At 44.2% G+C, this 19,675-nt stretch carries 17 protein-coding genes and 1 pseudogene; 7 read left to right on the forward strand and 11 right to left on the reverse strand.

From position 1 onward, the window contains the following. Positions 1–101 (reverse strand): MerR family DNA-binding transcriptional regulator (locus tag F6K49_RS25355; RefSeq protein WP_293101124.1); only part of this gene is annotated, 101 nt, incomplete at its 3' end. 64 nt (positions 102–165) lie between these two features. Further along, positions 166–660 carry a DUF429 domain-containing protein gene (locus F6K49_RS25360; RefSeq protein WP_293101117.1) on the reverse strand — a complete coding sequence of 165 codons (495 nt, stop codon included), beginning with the start codon at positions 658–660 and terminating at the stop codon, positions 166–168. Positions 661–914: 254 nt separating this feature from the next. On the opposite strand from F6K49_RS25360, the gene F6K49_RS25365 reads away from it, so the two are divergent. After that, on the forward strand, positions 915–1,130 hold the full coding sequence (locus tag F6K49_RS25365) for a hypothetical protein (protein ID WP_293018490.1): 216 nt from the start codon (positions 915–917) through the stop codon (positions 1,128–1,130). Positions 1,131–1,156: 26 nt separating this feature from the next. Here the strand turns inward: F6K49_RS25365 and F6K49_RS25370 are convergent, their stop codons facing one another. The 7 genes from F6K49_RS25370 to F6K49_RS25400 all read right to left on the reverse strand — a co-directional run bounded on the left by F6K49_RS25370 (position 1,157) and on the right by F6K49_RS25400 (position 13,578). Next, positions 1,157–3,418 carry a nitrate reductase gene (locus F6K49_RS25370; protein WP_293101120.1) on the reverse strand — a complete coding sequence of 754 codons (2,262 nt, stop codon included), beginning with the start codon at positions 3,416–3,418 and terminating at the stop codon, positions 1,157–1,159. A 672-nt stretch (positions 3,419–4,090) separates the two neighbouring features. Further along, positions 4,091–5,611: an MFS transporter gene (locus F6K49_RS25375; protein WP_293018484.1), complete on the reverse strand. Its 1,521-nt coding sequence runs from the start codon at positions 5,609–5,611 to the stop codon at positions 4,091–4,093. A gap of 452 nt (positions 5,612–6,063) precedes the next feature. Beyond that, positions 6,064–7,437 (reverse strand): ABC transporter substrate-binding protein, encoded by a 1,374-nt coding sequence (locus tag F6K49_RS25380; protein WP_293018482.1) that lies wholly within the window; start codon positions 7,435–7,437, stop codon positions 6,064–6,066. 127 nt (positions 7,438–7,564) lie between these two features. Further along, on the reverse strand, positions 7,565–9,100 hold the full coding sequence (locus F6K49_RS25385; protein ID WP_293018480.1) for a ferredoxin--nitrite reductase: 1,536 nt from the start codon (positions 9,098–9,100) through the stop codon (positions 7,565–7,567). A 243-nt stretch (positions 9,101–9,343) separates the two neighbouring features. Next, positions 9,344–10,453, reverse strand: coding sequence for an ATP-binding protein (locus tag F6K49_RS25390; RefSeq protein WP_293018478.1), 1,110 nt, complete (start codon positions 10,451–10,453; stop codon positions 9,344–9,346). A gap of 12 nt (positions 10,454–10,465) precedes the next feature. Continuing rightward, positions 10,466–12,211, reverse strand: a complete 1,746-nt coding sequence (locus tag F6K49_RS25395; protein ID WP_293018476.1) for a histidine kinase dimerization/phosphoacceptor domain -containing protein — start codon at positions 12,209–12,211, stop codon at positions 10,466–10,468. A gap of 89 nt (positions 12,212–12,300) precedes the next feature. Continuing rightward, complete coding sequence (locus F6K49_RS25400) at positions 12,301–13,578, reverse strand: valine--pyruvate transaminase (protein ID WP_293018474.1); 1,278 nt, start codon at positions 13,576–13,578, stop codon at positions 12,301–12,303. 71 nt (positions 13,579–13,649) lie between these two features. On the opposite strand from F6K49_RS25400, the gene tsaB reads away from it, so the two are divergent. The 3 genes from tsaB (at position 13,650) to F6K49_RS25415 (ending at position 16,009) form a co-directional block, all read left to right on the forward strand. Then, positions 13,650–14,363, forward strand: coding sequence for a tRNA (adenosine(37)-N6)-threonylcarbamoyltransferase complex dimerization subunit type 1 TsaB (gene tsaB / locus F6K49_RS25405; RefSeq protein WP_293018512.1), 714 nt, complete (start codon positions 13,650–13,652; stop codon positions 14,361–14,363). 124 nt (positions 14,364–14,487) lie between these two features. Then, the gene (dprA, locus tag F6K49_RS25410) at positions 14,488–15,624 is read left to right on the forward strand and encodes a DNA-processing protein DprA (RefSeq protein WP_293018471.1); all 1,137 of its coding nucleotides are present in this window, start codon (positions 14,488–14,490) and stop codon (positions 15,622–15,624) included. A 184-nt stretch (positions 15,625–15,808) separates the two neighbouring features. Then, positions 15,809–16,009: an endo-1,4-beta-xylanase gene (locus F6K49_RS25415; RefSeq protein WP_293018469.1), complete on the forward strand. Its 201-nt coding sequence runs from the start codon at positions 15,809–15,811 to the stop codon at positions 16,007–16,009. Positions 16,010–16,061: 52 nt separating this feature from the next. Here F6K49_RS25415 and tnpA read toward each other — a convergent pair whose 3' ends face one another. Then, a complete protein-coding gene (gene tnpA / locus F6K49_RS25420) occupies positions 16,062–16,481 on the reverse strand; it encodes an IS200/IS605 family transposase (protein WP_293018467.1) in 420 nt (139 codons plus the stop codon). Between the two features lie 31 nt (positions 16,482–16,512). On the opposite strand from tnpA, the gene F6K49_RS25425 reads away from it, so the two are divergent. The 3 genes and pseudogenes from F6K49_RS25425 (at position 16,513) to F6K49_RS25435 (ending at position 19,348) form a co-directional block, all read left to right on the forward strand. Then, positions 16,513–17,895: a transposase gene (locus F6K49_RS25425; RefSeq protein WP_293018464.1), complete on the forward strand. Its 1,383-nt coding sequence runs from the start codon at positions 16,513–16,515 to the stop codon at positions 17,893–17,895. A gap of 29 nt (positions 17,896–17,924) precedes the next feature. Continuing rightward, positions 17,925–18,710: pseudogene (locus tag F6K49_RS25430) on the forward strand (endo-1,4-beta-xylanase); the annotation flags it as partial. 62 nt (positions 18,711–18,772) lie between these two features. Beyond that, positions 18,773–19,348: a Uma2 family endonuclease gene (locus F6K49_RS25435; protein ID WP_293018462.1), complete on the forward strand. Its 576-nt coding sequence runs from the start codon at positions 18,773–18,775 to the stop codon at positions 19,346–19,348. 49 nt (positions 19,349–19,397) lie between these two features. Here the strand turns inward: F6K49_RS25435 and F6K49_RS25440 are convergent, their stop codons facing one another. After that, positions 19,398–19,550 (reverse strand): hypothetical protein, encoded by a 153-nt coding sequence (locus F6K49_RS25440; protein WP_293018460.1) that lies wholly within the window; start codon positions 19,548–19,550, stop codon positions 19,398–19,400. Positions 19,551–19,675 lie beyond the last annotated feature (125 nt).

The raw sequence follows: 19,675 nt of genomic DNA on the forward strand, positions 1-19,675 counted from the left end.
CTGATGCTGTCAAGTCTTCCGTCTTTATCCCATCTCCTGAGTGTTGTAATGGAGACACCGTAATATTCGGCTGCCTCTTTTGGGGTGACATATTTTTTCATAACGGCTTAACCTCTACAAATCTATACTAACATCTTTGTAGAGATATGAAAAGGTTTGATGAGATTAAATGCTAATAGTTACACCTCTTTCCCTTAGTTTCCCTTTTTTGTATTTGAGAATGCGATTGAGGTTGAATAGCTCAACGATGGCGGGATGGGGGAAGACTTCGATTTGGTAGCGCCCTAGTTTTTGGTGAGTGATAGTTGGGGCATGGATAAATTGCCGTTTTTCTAGGCTCAGACCAAATTCTATAGTGCGCTGGGCGAAGGGGCGTTGGCGGTTGGCGGGATAACACCCAGCATGATAGCGACCAAAGTATTTATGGGTCAGTCTATCCGGTAGACGCATTCCTGTAGGGTTGGGAATCAGGGTAGGAGCGTCTACTGCTACCATGGCGGGTTCTGGAGATGGTGACCAATGGTCTATCCAGTTCAGGATATCTGTGATTGACTCTTTGCGGTCTAAATCTAGCAGGTTTAGGGTGCCGTCAAACCAATCTAAGCAACAAAGACCAGTTGCTCCAGAAGTCCAGCCCAGGTCTATGCCTAAAAACCTCATAACTTACTGTATTTCACAAAAATTAATTAAATTCAGTAACTAATGTTACTTTTTATGTTTTTATTTGGTAAATCTAGCTACTTTTTCCAAAAATTTTTGTATGATTCAAAATGTAAAGGATTTTAGTGCATAAAAAAATACCAAGTTGCCGACTGTCCCTGCAACTTGGCATGAATAGGAACAATGCACTGCATCCTCAAAGACAACAGTGAAATATCCCTATATTCGTACACATCTATTCTGAGGTTTTAGTCATGAGCATGCAAGAGCTTAGCAGCACAACCCAGTCTCATGTTGTAACTACACACTGGCAGCATCCAGTCAGGATGACTATGCTGATAGTTTTGTGCTCCTTGGTGATGGGGTTAGTGCCGTTTATGTCTATTTCAAATCTTGCCCAGACACAAACCCAGACTCCAATCACCCTTGGTGAGGCAGGTCTTTGGGAAACTCTCGGAGAGCGGAATTAAGAATGGAAGGTTAAAACTTTTAACAATTACCTCAAAACTTTGAGCTTTTGTAAAATCGGTGTTCCTAATGGCTCTTGGTTGGGATTTTGCGATCGCATACTGTCAGTTTCACTGATGGGCACCAAGTTGACAGCACAGGCTTTTAATTCTGGTTCCAGGGAAATGGGACAAGATTCAGGATGGGTCAGAGCATTAGCTTCTGCCTGATTTGCCCACAAAGCTCCCCAGTGCATGGGGGCAAACACTGTACCAGGAGTAATCGCTTTAGTGACTTGAGCTGGGAAGCGGCAAGTTCCGCGACGCGATCGCACTTCTACCCAATCCCCATCTTTAATCCCCAGCTTCTGGGCATCACGGGGATGAATTTCTAGTAACGGATTGGGGTACATTTTGGTAATTTTCTCAATCCGTCCGGTGCGGGTTTGGGTGTGCCAGTGACCATAGAGTCTGCCAGTTGTCAGAACCAAAGGATACTCTTCCTCGGGGGGTTCTGCCAGTCCTTTAGAATGGAAGGCAGCAAATTTTGCCTTGCTATCTGGCGTATTAAATCGGAAGTCAGTATAAAGCCGTTTGCCAGTATTGAGTGCTGATTGCTGATTGCTCAGTGACTCAGAAGACTCTTGGTTTTGGAACTCCTCAGGGCAGGGCCATTGAATCGGACCGTTTTTCCGTAAGCGCTCGTGACTAAGTCCAGTCATGTCACAAAGTCGTCCACGGGTAAGTTGGACAAATTCCCGATAGACAGCGGCAGAGTCAGTAAAGTCAAATTCTTTAGTAAAGCCGAGGCGACGCCCTACTTCCGCAAAGATTTCCCAATCCGGTCTGGCTTCTCCTGGTGGATTACGGAATTGGGGGCAAAAGGTGACAACTCGCTCAGAGTTAGTCATAGCGCCAGTCTTTTCACTCCACTGGGCTGCTGGCAGCAAGACATGAGCATAGGCAGCGGTTTCAGTGGGGTAGTAGGCATCTTGATAGACAGTGAAGGAGGATTTTCTTAGGGCTGCCTTAGTTCGTTCAATATCCGGCATACTCACAGCTGGGTTAGTGGCAGCAATCCACAAGAAACCGACATCTCCAGTTTCTAGACCTTTGATCATGCTCCAAGCATCAAGACCAGGATTGGGGGAAATTGTCCCTGGCTTGAGTTTCCATAACTGTTCCACCTCACTGCGGTGTTGGGGATTCTTTACTACCCGATAACCCGGTAAGATGTGAGCCAGTCCTCCAGCTTCTCGTCCTCCCATCGCATTAGGTTGACCAGTTAGAGAAAATGGTCCTGCTCCTGGTTTACCAATGTTGCCTGTCATCAGGTGCAGATTAATGATGGTGCGGACTTTAGCAGTACCTTCTGATGATTGGTTGACCCCCATTGACCACAAAGACAGGACACGCTTCGATTTTGCCCAGTAGCGAGCAGCTTCCTCAAGTTCATGCACCGGTATACCACATCTTTCGGCAACGATATCCGGTGGATAGTTGATAATTACCTGAGCGTATGCGGAGAATTCGCTGGTACACTCCTCAATAAATTCAGTGTCCAGTTTACCCCAGCGCAATAGTAAGTGAGCAATACCATTGAGTAAATCAATGTCAGTACCCGGTTTAATCGCTAGATGTAAGTCAGCCAGCTTAGCGGTAGACGTGCGGCGAGGGTCTACCACTATCATTTTAACATGACGATGCTTTTTGTGATGCTTACGCAAACGATTAAATACAATCGGGTGACAGTCTGCTGTATTAGTCCCAATCAAAAAGGCACAGTCAGTTAATTCTAGATCGTCATAGCAGCAGGGAGGACCATCGGAACCAAAACTTTGGATGTATCCAGCTACAGCTGAGGACATACACAGGCGGGAATTAGCATCAAAGTTATTGGTACCCAGACAACCTTTGAGCAATTTCTGAGCAATATAGTAGTCTTCGGTTTGGAACTGACCGGAACCGTACATACAAATTGCTTCTGGTCCTTGGGTGAAACGAACCGTCTGAATCCGATTCACTACTCGGTCTAGGGCTTCATCCCAACTCACTCGCTGAAATGGTTGATCTAGGGAATCCCGAATCATGGGATACTTGAGGCGGTCTTTATCCAAAGACTCACTAACCGTGGCACCTTTGACACAAACCATACCCTGGTTTGAGGGATGAGAGCGATCGCCTCTAACTTTCCAAATCGGATTGCCTTGACTATCTCGATAGGTAGCACGACCAGAACCAGCTGGAGGTAATACTTCCAGACCACAGCCAACCCCACAGTAGGGACAGAGTGTCTTAGCTGAGTCAGTCATGATTTTTACCCCCAATTTTTTTTGAGTCTTTTTAGTATATTTTGTGACTAGATTAAATATTTTTGCAATTAATTTTTAATTAATAATTCTTATATCAAATATCAGCTATTTATAACAAACGTTTATATCAAATTAATCATCAATTAGTTAATCAATTATTTAGTTCGTTAGTACTTAGCTAGTTACCTAAATTATTTAGCTGATTTATGCTGTTATACGAGCAATCATATCCTCTTTTCCAGAGGCTTTTACGAAAGTTTTCGTTAATTCAAAATCTGGCTCAGTGCTGAAGAGCTGGAAGAGCTGATAGCTAAAGGCTGAGGTAAGCATTCAGCGGTCAGCCGTGAGCCATTCGCGTAGCGTGGCCAACGGCCAAGGATCACGCTACTTGAGGTGCTGTCAGCCTTCAGCTAAAAGCTCACGCTATGGAACCGTCAGCTGATGTAACAGAGATTAAACCAATGCTTACTTGTTTTATTCAAAAGCACCTCAAGTACCTCATTAGCTGATAGCTGATAGCTGAATGCTTACAGGCTGAGGATTTTTTTACCTTGTTTAAGAAGCAATTATTCCGTCGGGTTTGGGGCAATCTTAATTAAGATTGCCCCACTTCTATCTAGATATTTTTCAGCCATCTAGTGTAGAGTGCTTTCAACTAGACCCACCAAGGAACTAGTTCATCACGTCTCCAGTTTCCATAGCAGCTGGGCTAGCAGCAGTAGCGTATTCTTCTTCCCCTTCATGGAGCTCAGCAAAGGAACCCTTAGGTTCTTTCAATACTAGGAAGCACAGGAAGGCAACAACCAAAGCTGTAACACCCAACACCTGGAAGAATATGCGGTTACCCACATCTCCTGCTGGCAATAAACTAAAGATAGTCAGGTAAGCAACAGCACCAACGTTTCCGTAAGCACCCACGTTACCAGCCACCTGACCGGTGATCCGTCGCTTAACCAGAGGTACGATGGCAAAGGTAGAGCCTTCTCCAGCTTGCACAAAGAAGGAACAAGCCATGGTCAGCAGTACCGCACCAGGAAGCCACCAGCCTCCTTTCACCGTACTGAAAATCAGATAGCCAATACCCATACAGAATGTTAGAACTGCCATGGTCATCTTGCGGCTACCCAGTTTATCAGAGATTAAGCCGCCACCAGGACGGGACATCAAGTTCATGAAAGCGTAGCTAGCAGCAATCATCCCCGCTGCTTGTTTACTCAGTCCGAAGGTGCCTTCAAAGAAGGCAGGGAGCATAGAAACTACAGCTAATTCAGAACCGAAGTTAACAACGTAGGTCAACTCTAGAATGGCAACTTGAGAAAAATTGAAGCGGTCTTCAGGAGGATAGCGCTTACGACCTGCTAACAAATCTTTGTTAACTGCCCAGCAGTTGTAAGCTTGGAACAGATACAACCCAAGTAGACCAGCCCAGACGATATATAGAACATTTTGCTCGAAAAAGCCTACTTTATTCAAGCGCCAAGCCAGAACACCAAGAATGATAGATAGAGGAGCATTCATCACCATCAGAAACCAGAAGTCTTTCTTAGTGGTGACTTCCATTCCTCTGGCGCTTTTGGGCTTCTGATAAACTTTGCCTGGGGGAGTATCTTGGACGTTAAAATAATAGAGGACGCCATAGAGAGCAGCGATAATCCCGGTACCAGCAATGGAAAAGCGCCAGTTGAGACCTGGACTGCCAAAGGCTAAAAAAGCGGCAATGGTAGGTAGGGTAAAGGCTGCTGCTGCAGAACCAAAGTTACCCCAGCCCCCGTAAATCCCTTCGGCTAAACCAATTTCTTTGGGAGGGAACCATTCTGCCGTCATCCGGATGCCAATCACAAAACCTGCACCTACGATACTCAGTGCCAAGCGGCTAATCACCAGTTGGCTAAAGTTCTGTGCCGAGGCAAAAGCAATACAAGGTATTGCTGCATACATCAGCAACAGGGAGTAGGTGATTCTTGGCCCGTATTTATCTAACAGCATCCCGATGATGATACGGGCAGGCACTGTCAGGGCAACGTTACAAATTGCGATGGTTCGGATTTGACCTACTTCGAGACCGAAGTCTGATTTCACCTGTGTTGCTAGGGGTGCTAAGTTGAACCACACTACAAACGACAGGAAGAAAGCAAACCAGGTCATGTGGAGGATTTTATACCTACCACGAAAAGACCACATTTCTGCGAGCATCTATATACCTTTCCTCTACTCAAACTACGAAAACAGAAGATTCACGCACCAACAGCATTAGTGATAAAAGCTGAACGTTTGGGTGGATTTAGTATCCTCCAAAAACTACTCCAAAGAATCCCTTTCAAAACAATCCAGCTGATCGGTTGCCATCAACTTGCTGACTGATTAAAGTTACCTATTAGTTTGAATACTATAGCTTATTGGTTTAGGGTAATTCTTTCGGAATTGATTGCTAAAGTACTCGCCCATAGATACTACTTTTCTGAGGTTAACTTAATACTATTGTTCAGGTACTAATAGTTACACCCCTGAAACATAAGTTTCGTATGATTTGTTACAAATTATTTCTGGTGATGAATTAAATGCATAATTTATATTCAATGGTTACATCAGAGCCAGAAAATTGGGGTGTTGCTTAATTTTCGAATGAATTGAGGTTTATTCCTAAGTTAAGCCAAGCCGATTAACTGAGAACGATCAGCTCGGATATCGAAACCATTGAGGTAATTAACTGGCTGACTAGGGTCAAATGCTCTTTGATCCACAAACACATCAGCAGGTTCAACCCTCATACGCTCACTAGGTAGATCTATTTTCAAGGCCTTGGCAACCTCTTCATAAATTTTCACTGGATAAACCCGGTCGATAATTTTATCCGCATCCTTGGGATATTGACGTCGGTTAATATGACGCCAGCGAATCATTTGGGTTAGCAGCCAAACACCATGGGAGCGCCAAGGATAATTAGCATGATTGGGCTTTTTGAGATAGTCTGTATCTTGGAAGTGAAATAAATTAAAATCAGGGATTGATTCAAATCGGTCTTTCTGGTCAAAGCCACCATAATTATAGTTGCCCAGTAAAGAACCTTCCAGATAGCTTACTTTAGTGTCGATGTATTTGCTCCTAGATATAATCTGAGCAATTGACTGGCGATTTTCTAGTTGGTCACAATACTGACAAGCTTCCAAAACAGCCGCTACTAAGGCTCGGGCGGTTGTGGGATGTTTTTCTGCCCAAGGTCCCATGGTTGCTAGTATTTTTCCTGGATGACCTTTCCAAATATCCCGACTTACATAAACCGTAAATCCAGCCTGGTCTACAACTGCTCTTTGGTTCCAGGGCTCATCTAAACAGTAGCCATCTACTATCCCAGCTTGAAGTTTGTATACCATTTGAGATGGTGGAAACTCGATTAGCTTAATCTGTTTCTCGGGATTAATCTCCATAGCTGATAGCCAATAGAGAAGGCTATAGTTTGCCATGGAGTTGGTCAAGTCTATCCCGAGCTTGAGGGGCTGGGCTAATTGTTTAATATATTTCCTGTAGGAGTTGGCAAAATCTGGGAAATTATAGTACTCCGTTGAAGGACGAATAGCACCTTGCCAAGCTTTTTTGGAAAAAGTGATCCCAGCGCCATTGCGATTGAGCATCATTAGAGATATCACTGGTGCCTTGGCTGAACCAAAATTGGTGAGCATTGGCAATCCAAACAAGGCAACGCAGGCATCTATACCCCATGATAGTAAGTCTTTGTGAACCGCTGACCAGTCAGGATATTTCTTAAGAGCCACATTCAAACCATAACGCTGAAAGAAGCCCTTTTCTTTGGCAATGATTAAAGGAGCACAGTCAGTTACAGGAACAAAGCCAATGGTCAGGTTAGTTTTTTCTAACTTACCAAAGTTAGCCGGAGGTCGTTGAGTGGGCTCAGAGGAGCGATCGCGTTTTGGGAAATCGAATAGATTATTTGAACTACAAGCACTAAAGCCACATCCTACCGTGGCACAGCCGATGTATTTGAGAAACTTGCGGCGCTCCATATTGTCGTTTCCGATTAATGGACAATGGAAAATGGAAAACTAAGTTTTCACCATTACCTAACCATTAACCATTAATCTTTGACAACAGTTATGAGGAATTAGCGATGAGGTCCAACTAAGCACTAACCTAGTGGGATTTTGCTCCAAAATTCTCGATCAGTATATTACCCAAGACTTCTGGTAAGTCATCACAAGCCACACTTTTAAGCACACACTCGCCCAGTTTAGCATCTTTGCCAACTTTGCCACCCATGTAAATATTGACTCCTTCAACAGACTTACCGTCTTTACGCACCTTAGTTCCCATCAAACCAATATCAGCTACTTGGGGTTGACCACAAGAGTTGGGACAACCTGTCCAATGAATCCGCACTGGGTTTGGTATATCTAACTTTTCTTCGAGTTCCCGAACTATTGCCAAGGCACGATTTTTGGTTTCAATCAGAGCAAAATTGCAGAACTGGGCTCCTGTGCAAGATACTAGAAGCCGTTCTAGAGGTTTGGGCTCAAGGGTAAATTTCTGCAAGAGGGGTTCAGCTAAGAAAGCGTCGAGATTAGCATCCGGAATATTGGGAATAATCACATTCTGCTCAACCGTGAGGCGGATTTCGCCACTGCCATAAGCCTCAGCCATCCGTGCCAGATCAAACATCTGCTGAGCATAAAGCCTACCAACGGGCACGTGTAAACCCACATAATTCAGACCTGGTTGCTTTTGGGCAAAGACACCGATATGGTCTCGTTTTTCCCAATCTATTTCATCGTGAGGAGCAGCCGTAGGGAGTTCTCTACCAAACTGCTTACTGACTTCCTCGCGGAACTTGTCAATCCCCCACTCATCAATCAACCACATCATCCGGGATTTTTGCCGATTCGCCCGCGAGCCTTCGTCGCGATAAACTTCTAGTATAGCACGACACAAGTCAACCACATCATCATTAGGCAGTACCCAAGCATTGAGGGGAACAGCAGCTTCACAACGCTTGGCCGAGAAAAAGCCACCTACGAGTACATTCAAGCCTAGTTGTCCATCTTTGTACGCAGGCACGAAGGCAATATCATTAATTTCAGCATGGACTGAGTTATCCCGACCCCCTTCAATAGCAATATTGAATTTACGGGGCAAGTTAGTAAACTCATAATTCCCTTGGCTGTTATTAGTGATCATGTCCTGTACCTTTTGGACAAGATCCCGAGTGTCAATTAATTCATCGGGATCTATCCCCGCCATGGGAGAACCAGTAATATTGCGGACATTGTCCATACCGGATTGGACGCTAGTTAAGCCAACTTGCTCGAACCTGCGGAAAATATCAGGCATGTCTTCAATGCGGATACCTCGCAACTGGATGTTTTGGCGGGTCGTGATATCAGCACTACCATCTTCACCATAGCGCTGCACTATCTCAGCTAGTACCTGCATCTGAGTGCTGTTGAGAATGCCGTTGGGTGTCCGCATCCTTAGCATGAACTTGCCTGGAGTGACAGGTCTATAAAAGACACCCATCCACTTCAGCCGATGCTGTAGGTCATCTGGATCTATTGCTTCCCAGCCAATTCTGGCAAATTCTTCTATTTGTTCTTTAATGGCAAGACCATCTTTCTCTGCCTTGAATTTCTCAAATTTGTTCAATTTTGCGGCTGGCTTAGCTGCGCTGGTCATAGCTGTTCCCTCGTTGCCTTTTGCTCAATTGCCAGAAGTTTTGTCCAGAGCCTCTGATGTCACTACTCTTGATGTTGATAAATTAATTTAAAGTATTGCTAAAATTTTGTATATTTTGTTACTAAATACTGATTTTAATTAAAAAAATGCATAAATTAAATGCATAAATTGTATTATGCAGTTAGATCAAGTCTGCCCCTGCTCCCCTGCTGTCATAACCATGGCATTCAAAGGAAGACCAGCTTACTCCCAATCCTGACTCGACAGGGGTAGTCTAACGGTAAACAAAGTTCCTACACCAACCTGGCTATCTACCAAAATTTGGCCACGGTGCTGCTCTACACTCTTTTTAACAATCGATAATCCTAGACCTGTACCAGGAATATCTCCAACATTGCTAGCTCGCTGGAAAGGTTCAAACAGGTGAGAAAGCTCTTGTTCGGGAATACCAATTCCCGAGTCTGTTATTTTAAAAATTGCCCAGTTACCTTCCACGGTTAACTGAAACTCTACCGTTCCCCCTTCAGGAGAATACTTAATCCCATTGGATAGCAAGTTATTGAAAATATATCGAAGGAGTTGGGTATCCATATAGGCATCAGGAATATTACCTTGAGGAGTAAAAATAATCCTATGGCTCCCCCCGGTAGCCAACTGCATCTGCTCTATCAAATCAGAGCAGAATTCTACTAGGTTAATTGGAGTTGGGTTAAAAGTTAGCTTGTTTCCTTCTGCTTTTTCAATAAATAGAATTTCATCCAAGAGTTGTCTCATATCTTGGATAGAGCCTTTAATTTGTTCAAAATACTTGCGATGTTTATCTTTGACCAAATGTTTGCTATAGCGTTCTAACAATTCAGTAGCTAGGATAACTTTACTCAAAGGTGTACGACATTCATGGGAAACAATAGAGACAAAGCTAGATTTTTGCTCTCTAAGCTCCTGTTCTATTACTAGTGCTTGACGGATTTTTGCTTCTGCTTGAAAGCGAGAAAGGGCAATTTCAATGGTAACTCGCAGTTCTTCTTCCTCAAATGGTTTCAGAAGGTAACCAAAGGGTTGGGTTATCTTAGCTCTTTCTAGGGTGAGCTCATCGCTATAGGCAGTCAAATAGACCACTGGGATATTCAATTTTGTCCTAATCAGCCTTGCAGCAGTCACTCCATCTATTTCCCCTTTCAGACGAATATCCATCAGGATTAAATCCGGTTGGATTTCCTCAGCTTTTCTAACTGCTTCTTCTCCAGATACAGCCACAGCAGGAACCATGTACCCTAAAAGTTTGAGGCTATTCTTGATATCCATAGCCACAAGTGTTTCATCTTCAACAACTAGGATTTTTTTCTTGGTCATGCTCGACTTGCCCTAGAGATCCAGTGAATGGGGAAAGTTTATTTTTAATCTAGTGCCTTGGCTACAGTCAAGGATGATGTTACCCCCCAGTTGTGCAGTTAAGTTACGAACAATACTCAAACCAAGGGATTTAGTGGATTGAAAGTCTAAATTGTCCGGTAAACCAATACCATTATCACTTACCGTAAGGATTAGCTGACCCTGTTGATCTGAACTTATACTGATTTCAATCTTACCCTCTTTATGTTCAGGAAAGGCATATTTGAGTGAATTAGACACCAATTCATTGATGATTAGCCCACAGGGAATAGCTACATCAATGGTTAAGGGAGCTGTGGTAACTTCAATATTGAGGGCGATTGTCTGTCGGTTAATCCCGTAGGAACGGAACAAGTTATTGGTTAAGGTTTGAATGTATTTTCCGAAATTAATCTGGGCTAAATTTGGGGATTGATACAGCTGCTGGTGAATCAGAGCCATAGATTGAACCCGATGCTGGGAATCTTTGAACAAACTTAATGCTTGTGGATCTTCAACTTGCCTCGACTGTAGGCGGAGTAGGCTAGAAATAATTTGCAGGTTATTTTTGACCCGGTGATGAATTTCTTTGAGCAAAACCTCTTTTTCGGTTAGAGAGGCTCTAACTTGATTTTCCGCTTGCTTGCGTTCGGTGATATCTACAATTTGATACAGAAATTTTCGGGGCTTACCTTGAGCATCCCTGACTAAAACTGCTTTCTTGGTCAAAACATGGATCACTCTACCATCTTTCGACAGTAAGCGATTTTCCATCTGAAAGTGGGATGTTCTTCCTGGCCACAACTCTTGATTCGGGGTAAGGTTAATTGTGAAATCATCGGGGTAGATAATATCTGTAGCCTTTTTCTGCCCCAGTTCCTCGGCTGTGTAACCAACCGTGTCACAAAAGGCTTGATTAACCTTTAGCACGGAGTTATCAGTGCTGGTAATTGCCATACCCATGGGAGATAGTTTAAAAATCAGGCGAAATTGTTCCTCACTTTTGCGAAGTTGTTCATTGACGTTCTGTAGGTCAGAAGTCCGTTGTTCGACTCTCAGTTCTAGTTCCTGGTTGAGCTGTTGTAGAGCTAATTCTGCCTGTTTATGCTCGGTGATATCAATCCCTACACACACGGCTGCAGCACCTTGCTGGTACTTCTGAGCGGCAATTAGATAATATCTCGAAGAATTTTTCACTTTGAGCTCAACCACCTGGGAAGATCCTGAGTCCCCACAGGCGAGAAACTGACCCATAAAGTCAACAAACTGAGGGCTGCTCTCCAGAAAACCCAACTCTTGACCGACAAAAGTCTCTGGAGGTAATTGCAGGCTCTGAGCCAGATGTCGGTTAACCCCAAGATATCGACCATCAGCACTAATCCAAGACACCGCTCCCGGTACAGCATCCAAAACTGCCTCTAGTTGCTCTTTTGCTTGTCGCAGCTGATGATTAGCTTCGGACAATTCTGTTGTCTGTTTTTGAAATTGGTATTCCAATTGCTGATCACCCTGTTGCCATTTCTCCTGAGCCTGCTTACAGTTGGTAATTTCCGGTTGTAATTGCTGATTAACCTGATTTAACTGAGCAGTTTGTTGTTCCACTACTTGCCCAAGTCCCTTGATAATCCTACACATCTGTGTAGAGTCAAGGGTTGTGAGCAAGTTAGGCTGGTTAATAATGCCTAGCAACTCCCCTATATCGCCAGTTTCCAACACTTGTGCTAGCTGCTGCTGTTCCATCTGTTATAATGGGAATATTATTTAATTAGTACTCATCGAACAATTACTCTGGAACGGTGTTAGATTATCACAACACCTGCTAGGAAACACTAACTTGACCCCATCCGATAGACTTCCTCGACCAATGTTGCTAAACGCTGCATGGCGATTTCAATTTCTTCTTCAGTAGCCGTAAGGCTGATGCGAATGCACTGTTGCTGGTGAGACCAGTCTTCTCGTAAGCCGGGGAAAAATGTACTGCCAGGCACGACAATCACACCCACCTGCTTCAACTGTTGATACAGTTCCCAGTCAGTAATTGGCAAATCCTGTAACCACAACCAAGCAAAGATAGCTCCTTCACCCCGATGCAAGAACCAAGGCAAGTCTTTGGGCATGAATTTGTCTAATGTCAGTTCAAGGGTCACAAACTTTTGCTGGTAGTGGGGGCGAATCACATTAGTGGCAATCTCAGGGAGCGCTCCAGATGCGATCGCTTTTGCGGCAATAGCTTGTCCATAGCGAGCCGAATGAATACAAAGATTGGTCTGGAAGGATTCTAAAATGCTAATTAGCTCCGGATTTCCAATTGCTACACCAACCCGTTCCCCAGGTAGTCCAGCTTTTGATAAACTCAGACAGTGGATGATATTGTCTCGAAAGACTGGTGTCATTTCGGTAAAGTTCAGTGCTGGAAAGGGTGGAGCATAAGCTGCGTCAATCAACACTGGCACATTGAAGGGTGCAGCCATTTCCGAAATTTTGATTACTTCTTCATCGGTTAGGACATTGCCAGTGGGATTACAGGGACGGGAAACAATTACACAGCCAGTCTCTTGGCTAATCTTTAATTGGCTGAAATCAGGGCGATACTTAAAACGGTGTTGCTCGTGATTAATTTCCAGAGTAGGTTTGTAGGCATATACTGCTTCTGGAGTCAAGCTTACTCCTCCATAGCCAGTGTATTCTGGAGAAAGGGGCAAGACCACTTGTTTGAGCTGGCCGCTGCTGGTGTAGCCACCAAAAACGTTAGCGGCGTAGAAGTAAATCGATTGAGAACCGGGAGTAATCAGGATATGGCGATCGCTTAGGGAAAGACCGTAGCGTTGATTGAAATCCTTTGCGATCGCATCGATCAGAGGCTGATATCCTTGAGATGACCCGTAGCGGCAAATCACCTCACCATACTCTGAGCTAGCCAACAGTTGTGCCGTGCAATCGCGCCAAAGTTGCTCGACTTGTGGCAAAATCACTGGGTTTCCTGCACTGAGATTAATCCAATCTTGTCCCTGACCAGCTCGTAGCGTTTCGATAATATCTTTCATAATCGCTCGGACACCAGTCAGTTTGGACATCTGAGTCCCAATTTGAGTCAGGGTAGGATCCATGGATAGTGATTACCTTTTGGCGAGTGAGGGTACTTAATCAAGACTTCTCCAATCGAAAATCATACCAACAAATGCCGATTCTCGAAGCAAACAAATATGCTCTTGCCCTTCACACCACTAGTCCTCAATTGGGGCTAGTGACCAGTAACTTTGCCAGGGATACCCGCTGCCAAACTTGGGACTTAGGGCGAGAGTTGTCTGGCCAATTGCATCAGCACTTGACTGAATTTCTCAATTCCCAAACTTGGGAAAACTTAGAATTCATTGCGGTAGCTATCGGACCGGGTAGCTTTACGAGTACCCGTATCGGTATAGTTACTGCTCGTACCCTAGCACAACAGTTAGATATTCCCCTATTTGGCATTTCTACACTGGCAGCGATCGCATGGTTAGGGCAAGAGAGAGAAGAACGGGAAGAGCGGGAAGAGGGAGCTATGTATCAAGAAAACTCAGAATCAGCAATTAGCACATGCGCTACGCCCACGCTAAGCGAACAGATTGCCATTCAAATGCCTGCCCAACGAGGCCAGCTGTATACCGCCATCTATCAGCCATCAATAGCTGGTCTGGGGCTGAGCAAGATATTACCAGATGCTGTCATGACTTCAGATCAATGGAAACAAGTGTTGGATACCTTAGAAACACCATTACGATTGCTAGAGGCTCCGGCAAATTTGGGGAGTTATGCTAGGGGTGTTTTGGAACTTGCTTATCTCGATTGGCAACAGGGAAAGTGCCCCAACTGGTCAGAAGTACTGCCGTTTTATGGACAGCATCCAGTTTAAGAATTAAGAATGAAGAATGAAGAATTAAGAATTAAGAAAATTATATTTTTTTTGAAAATTTATAATTCAAATTATGGGGTATTTTTGAAATATAAATTGATAATTTATAATTGGAGCGAAGCGATTGACCAAGGAAGAAGAACGTGCGTACTGGCTGGCATGGTCCGAAGTTCCCGGTATCGGATCAGTATTGCTCCAACGGCTACAGCAACAGTTTGGGACTCTAGCAGAGGCTTGGAAAGCTTCAGCTTCAGAGTTAGGAGCAGTTGAAGGGTTCGGGGTGCGGCTGATCGAAAGAGTAGTGAAAATGCGTGGGCAAACTAATCCGGAACAGCTACTTGAGCAACACTTGGTCAAAAATCCTTGTTTCTGGACACCAGCGGATGGGGAGTATCCCCGCTTGTTACTAGAAATTCCTAGTCCTCCTGCAACGCTATACTATAGCGGACTACTTGATCTACAAGAAAATTACGGTAGCAAGCCGATAGTCGGTATTGTGGGTACCCGCAATCCCACCGAATACGGTAAACGTTGGACTCGCAAAATCAGTGCTACCCTTGCTAAGCATGGTTTTACAGTGGTGTCCGGTATGGCAGTGGGAATTGATACACAAGCCCATCGTGGGTGTCTGGAAGCGGGTGGTAGGACCATAGCAGTTTTGGGAACTGGTCTTGATGTGGTATATCCCTTGAGCAATAGTTATCTTTATAAACAAATTCAAGAGCAGGGATTGGTAATCAGCGAGTATCCAGCCAGTACGAAACCCGCACGCTCCAACTTTCCCCAACGGAATCGGATTATTGCTGGTTTAAGTCGTGCAGTTTTAGTGATGGAAGCGCCTAACAAGTCCGGAGCGCTAATTACTGCTAGGCTAGCCAATGAGTTCTGTCGGGATGTCTATGCACTACCAGGTTCCTTAGATAATCCCAATTCTATTGGTTGTTTGGGACTGTTAAATCGGGGTGCCCATGTAATTTTAAGTGAAGGTCACTTGTTGGAAATGCTCGGAGCTATTCCAGAACTTGACCCCCACTCGGCTCTAGAACAACCTTTACCCGCTTTACCCGTACCAACCTTAGAGCCAGAATTGGCAAAAGTGTTGGATGCGATCGCATTTGAACCAACCCCATTCGATATCATTGTCCAGCAAGCAGCTTTAGAAGCAGGCTTAGTATCCAGTGCCTTGTTACAGTTGGAACTCATGGGATTAGTGTCTCAGTCACCAGGGATGCGATATCGAAAATTAATCACTGGAATATGAAAGTAAAAGGATTGAACGTTGCAGGTTGCAGGTTGAACGTTGCAGGTTGAACGTTGCAGGTTGAACGTTGCAGGTTGAACGTTGCAGGTTGCAGGTTTAAGGTTTAAAGTTTAAGGTTTAAAGTTTAAGGTTGGTAGGTTAACACTCAACAGTCAACAGTCAACAGTCAACGGCAGAAATTGAGATGAATACAAATAACAGTAATTTACGTTCCTTGGCACAAAAGCGTAAATTGGCGATTGGAACAGGAGTGTCTATGGAACCGTTGCGGGAGGATCCTAGTTATCGGGAGGTGTTGATGCGTGAATATAACATTGTGACACCAACTTATATCATGAAGTTTGAGCCGCTACAGCCCCAACGCCATCACTATAATTTTGACTGAAACCCAACATTCCCCCACTTTGCGAAGCAGGTGGGGGTGAGGGGTCTTGGGGCTAGTCTGCATTCCCTTGGGCTTCCATGTACTCCTTCAGCTTGTCGAGACTGGCTCCCCCAGCTGATACAGCACAGTAACCACGCTTCCAAAAAACAGGCTTCCAATAGAACTGCTTCAGATATTGTGCAAACTCTTTCCGGATCTCTCGACTGGTGATGGTTTTAAGTGCCATTGCTAGCTCAGATTCGGAAATATTGGGATGTTTGTCTATTAAAAGGTGAATATGGTCACGCTTGCCTAAGTCAGTCTGGCAATCCATTAGGATGCAACCACGCTTAAGACACATCTTGGCGATGATTTCACGAATACGTTTCAACATATCATCCGTGATGCAAGCATGGCGATATTTCGTGACAAAAACCATATGCACACTCAATGCTGTGACACTGTGAGCATGGCGGTTTAACTGTCTAGCCATGGGTTAACGACATATGCTAATATTAGTCATTATGGCACAGAAAAAACGACGAAAGGATTTAATTAGGACGGACAAATGGCAGTTAAAGCCATCTCAGCTACAACGTCAACTTCTAAGGCTGACAGTTCAAGAGTTCCGTTCTATTTGTCGTGGGTTGATTAGCGTCGTGTTTACCCATTGGCCTGAACTAGGTGGTCTTTCCAGCAAGCAAAGAATTCCAGCGGTTGAGCGGTTGATGCACAAGACACGTCAGAATCAATATCCTAAGTACGAGTACTTCATTCGTCGTTTCTATAAGTTCCCTTCCTACTACCGGAGGTCTGCTATCAGTTTTGCCATTGGTCAAGTTTCCTCATTTGTCACCCGTTATATGGAGTGGCAATCAGGAATCAGAAAGCGCAGAGACGCTAAACCACCACGGCTAAACGCTGATTGTGGCTGTTACCCTGCCCTGTACCAAGGTCAGTGCATCTTGTTTGGTGCTGCGATGGATACCGCCAAGATTAAGGTTTTCACTGGCACAGACTGGGTATGGACCCTCGTTCCGGTAGAAATCGAACCTGGATACAAACGTCATTTGCTTGATACCAATGAGAAGCTGTCACCCTATCTCATCGTCAACGAGAAAAAGTGTCACCTCTGGGTCCCGTTCAGATGCAATCCAGATGACAGGCAGGAAACTAATAGAGTCGTGTCAGTTGATCTTGGCATCAATACCACTGCTGTTGCTTCAGTTGTTACCTCAGATGGCACTGTTCTAGCTAGGCGCTTCATTCACCCTGGTAGAGACATAGACCGCAGAGATAAACGACTCAAGGGAATCAGCAAAAAAGCCAGTCTGAGCAATGGGAAGTTGCATAAAGGTTTTTGTCGGGGCAACTACCGCAAGGCTAGCAACATCAATACCCAGATTGCTCACTCTGTCTCTAGAGAACTGGTGGACTTTGCGGAAGCGTGGGGAGCCAAATTTATTGTGTTTGAGCTTCTCTTAGGCTGGAAACCTAGAGGCGGACGGAAACGTTCTAATCTGCGCCAACGCTTCCATGGATGGCTTCACAGGGCTATTGCAACCTGGACTGAAGCCAAGTGGAATGAACTAGGCGGTACGGTTAAGTACGTCAATCCTAGGGGCACTTCCAGCAATGCCTATGATGGTTCGGGTTCGGTCAAACGCGATTCTAAAAACTATGGTCTGTGTACATTCCCAACTGGGAAACGATACAACACAGATTTGCAGGCAACTTACAACATTGCTGCAAAGTATTGGTTCTATGAGCTTGTCCATAAAAAGGGTGAGGCTAAACGTGGCAAAAGAACCCGTTTAGCGCCTAGAAGTCGGGCTGTTACGCTTTCTACACTCTGGAACACTCCTAGTTCTAGTGTAGTGGGTTTTGACACCCCCAGTTATCCGTAGGATGCTGGGGGAGACTTCATGCTGCTGATAACTTTGTAGCCATTGCGAAAGCCAATCACATGCAGGTGCGCGGTCATAATCTAGTTTGGCATCATAGTGTGCCTTGGTGGCTAACCCACGGACAATGGACACCGGAAGAGTTAATCCATATCCTGCGACAACATATTCATACTGTTGTTGGTCACTATCGGGGACAATTAGCAGCTTGGGATGTGGTCAATGAAGCGGTAGCAGACCAAGACTCAGCAGGACAAAGGAAACGAGATACAATTTGGTTGCGCGGCATTGGACCAGAATACGTTGAGTTGGCATTTCGCTGGGCTCATGAAGCTGACCCCACAGTTCCCTTGTTTTATAATGACTACAGTGGAGAAGGACTTGGGGCAAAGTCAGATGCGATTTATGCCATGGTCAAAGAATTGCGACAACGGGATGTCCCAATTCACGGCATTGGCTTTCAAATGCACGTTAGTATTCAAAATCCTCCTAAGCCAGAAGACATAGCAGCAAACATGAAGCGTCTGGGTGAGTTGGGATTGCAGGTTCAGGTCACGGAGATGGACGTAAAAATCCATGATGGTAGCGGCACACAAGAAGAACGGGTGGCTGCTCAGACAAAGGTATATCGAGATATCCTGCAAGTTTGTTTAGAGGCTCCCAATTGTACAGCCTTCTTAACTTGGGAATTTGCAGATCATCATTCCTGGATTCCGGATTTCTTTGGTAAACCAGATTCTCCTCTACCTTTCGATGAATCCTATCGTCCTAAAGCTGCTTATCACGCGATGGTTGAAGTTTTAAAAATTGATAGTTAAAAATCACTTAAATTATCTTTTTTAATTCAGGAAATTGTTGTATAATTTGGAAGCTAATTAAGATGGTATATTTACCTGATACCCTCGAATTAACTATTAATTTGAGTGACGAACAATTTTTCCGGCTTTGTCAAGATAACAGGGATTTAAGATTTGAGCGCACCTCTGAAGGAGATTTAATCATCATGTCACCTACGGGAGGAAATACAGGTAGACAAAATATTAAACTATCGACTCAACTAGAATTGTGGAGCAGTCAAATGAAACTTGGTGTTGCATTTGACTCTAATACAGGATTTAAATTGCCTAATGGAGCAAATCGTTCTCCTGATGCGTCTTGGATTAAACGAGAGCGTTGGGAAGAGTTAACACCAGAAGAACAGGATAAATTTGTTCCTTTATGTCCTGATTTTGTGTTGGAATTGCGTTCTCCGAGTGATTCCCTGAAAATGGTGCAAGCTAAAGTAAGAGAGTATATGGAAAATGGCGCTAGATTAGGATGGTTAATTGATCCCCAAAATAAGGTTGTGGAAATCTATCGTCCCAATCAAGATGTAGAAATTATCCAATCTCCAAAAACCTTATCAGGAGAAGATGTTTTGCCTGGATTTACTTTAAATTTATCAGAAATTATCTGATATATAGAGCAGTTACCAACCCAATTGATAACTGCTATAGTTGAGTAGGCTAATCTTGAGATAGTATCTCTACATCTGTCCAGAAAATTCCTGAAGCATCACTCTCGTTTTCGTAAATATCCTGTACGCTCGACCCCAAATAACCATCTACTATCAAGCTATTCAATAACCACAGTAGTAGGGGAAGTGCGCAAATACTCATCAAAAAGATTAGGGATTTTCGGATAGTGTTTATCACTGTGCTAACTCCGGTATAGGAAAAATAATTCCGCTTAACATTAGCCAAGCTATAGCCAAAGTCAGCACAATGTTAAAACTCTGCCCTAC

This window comes from Moorena sp. SIO3I6, from assembly GCF_010672095.1.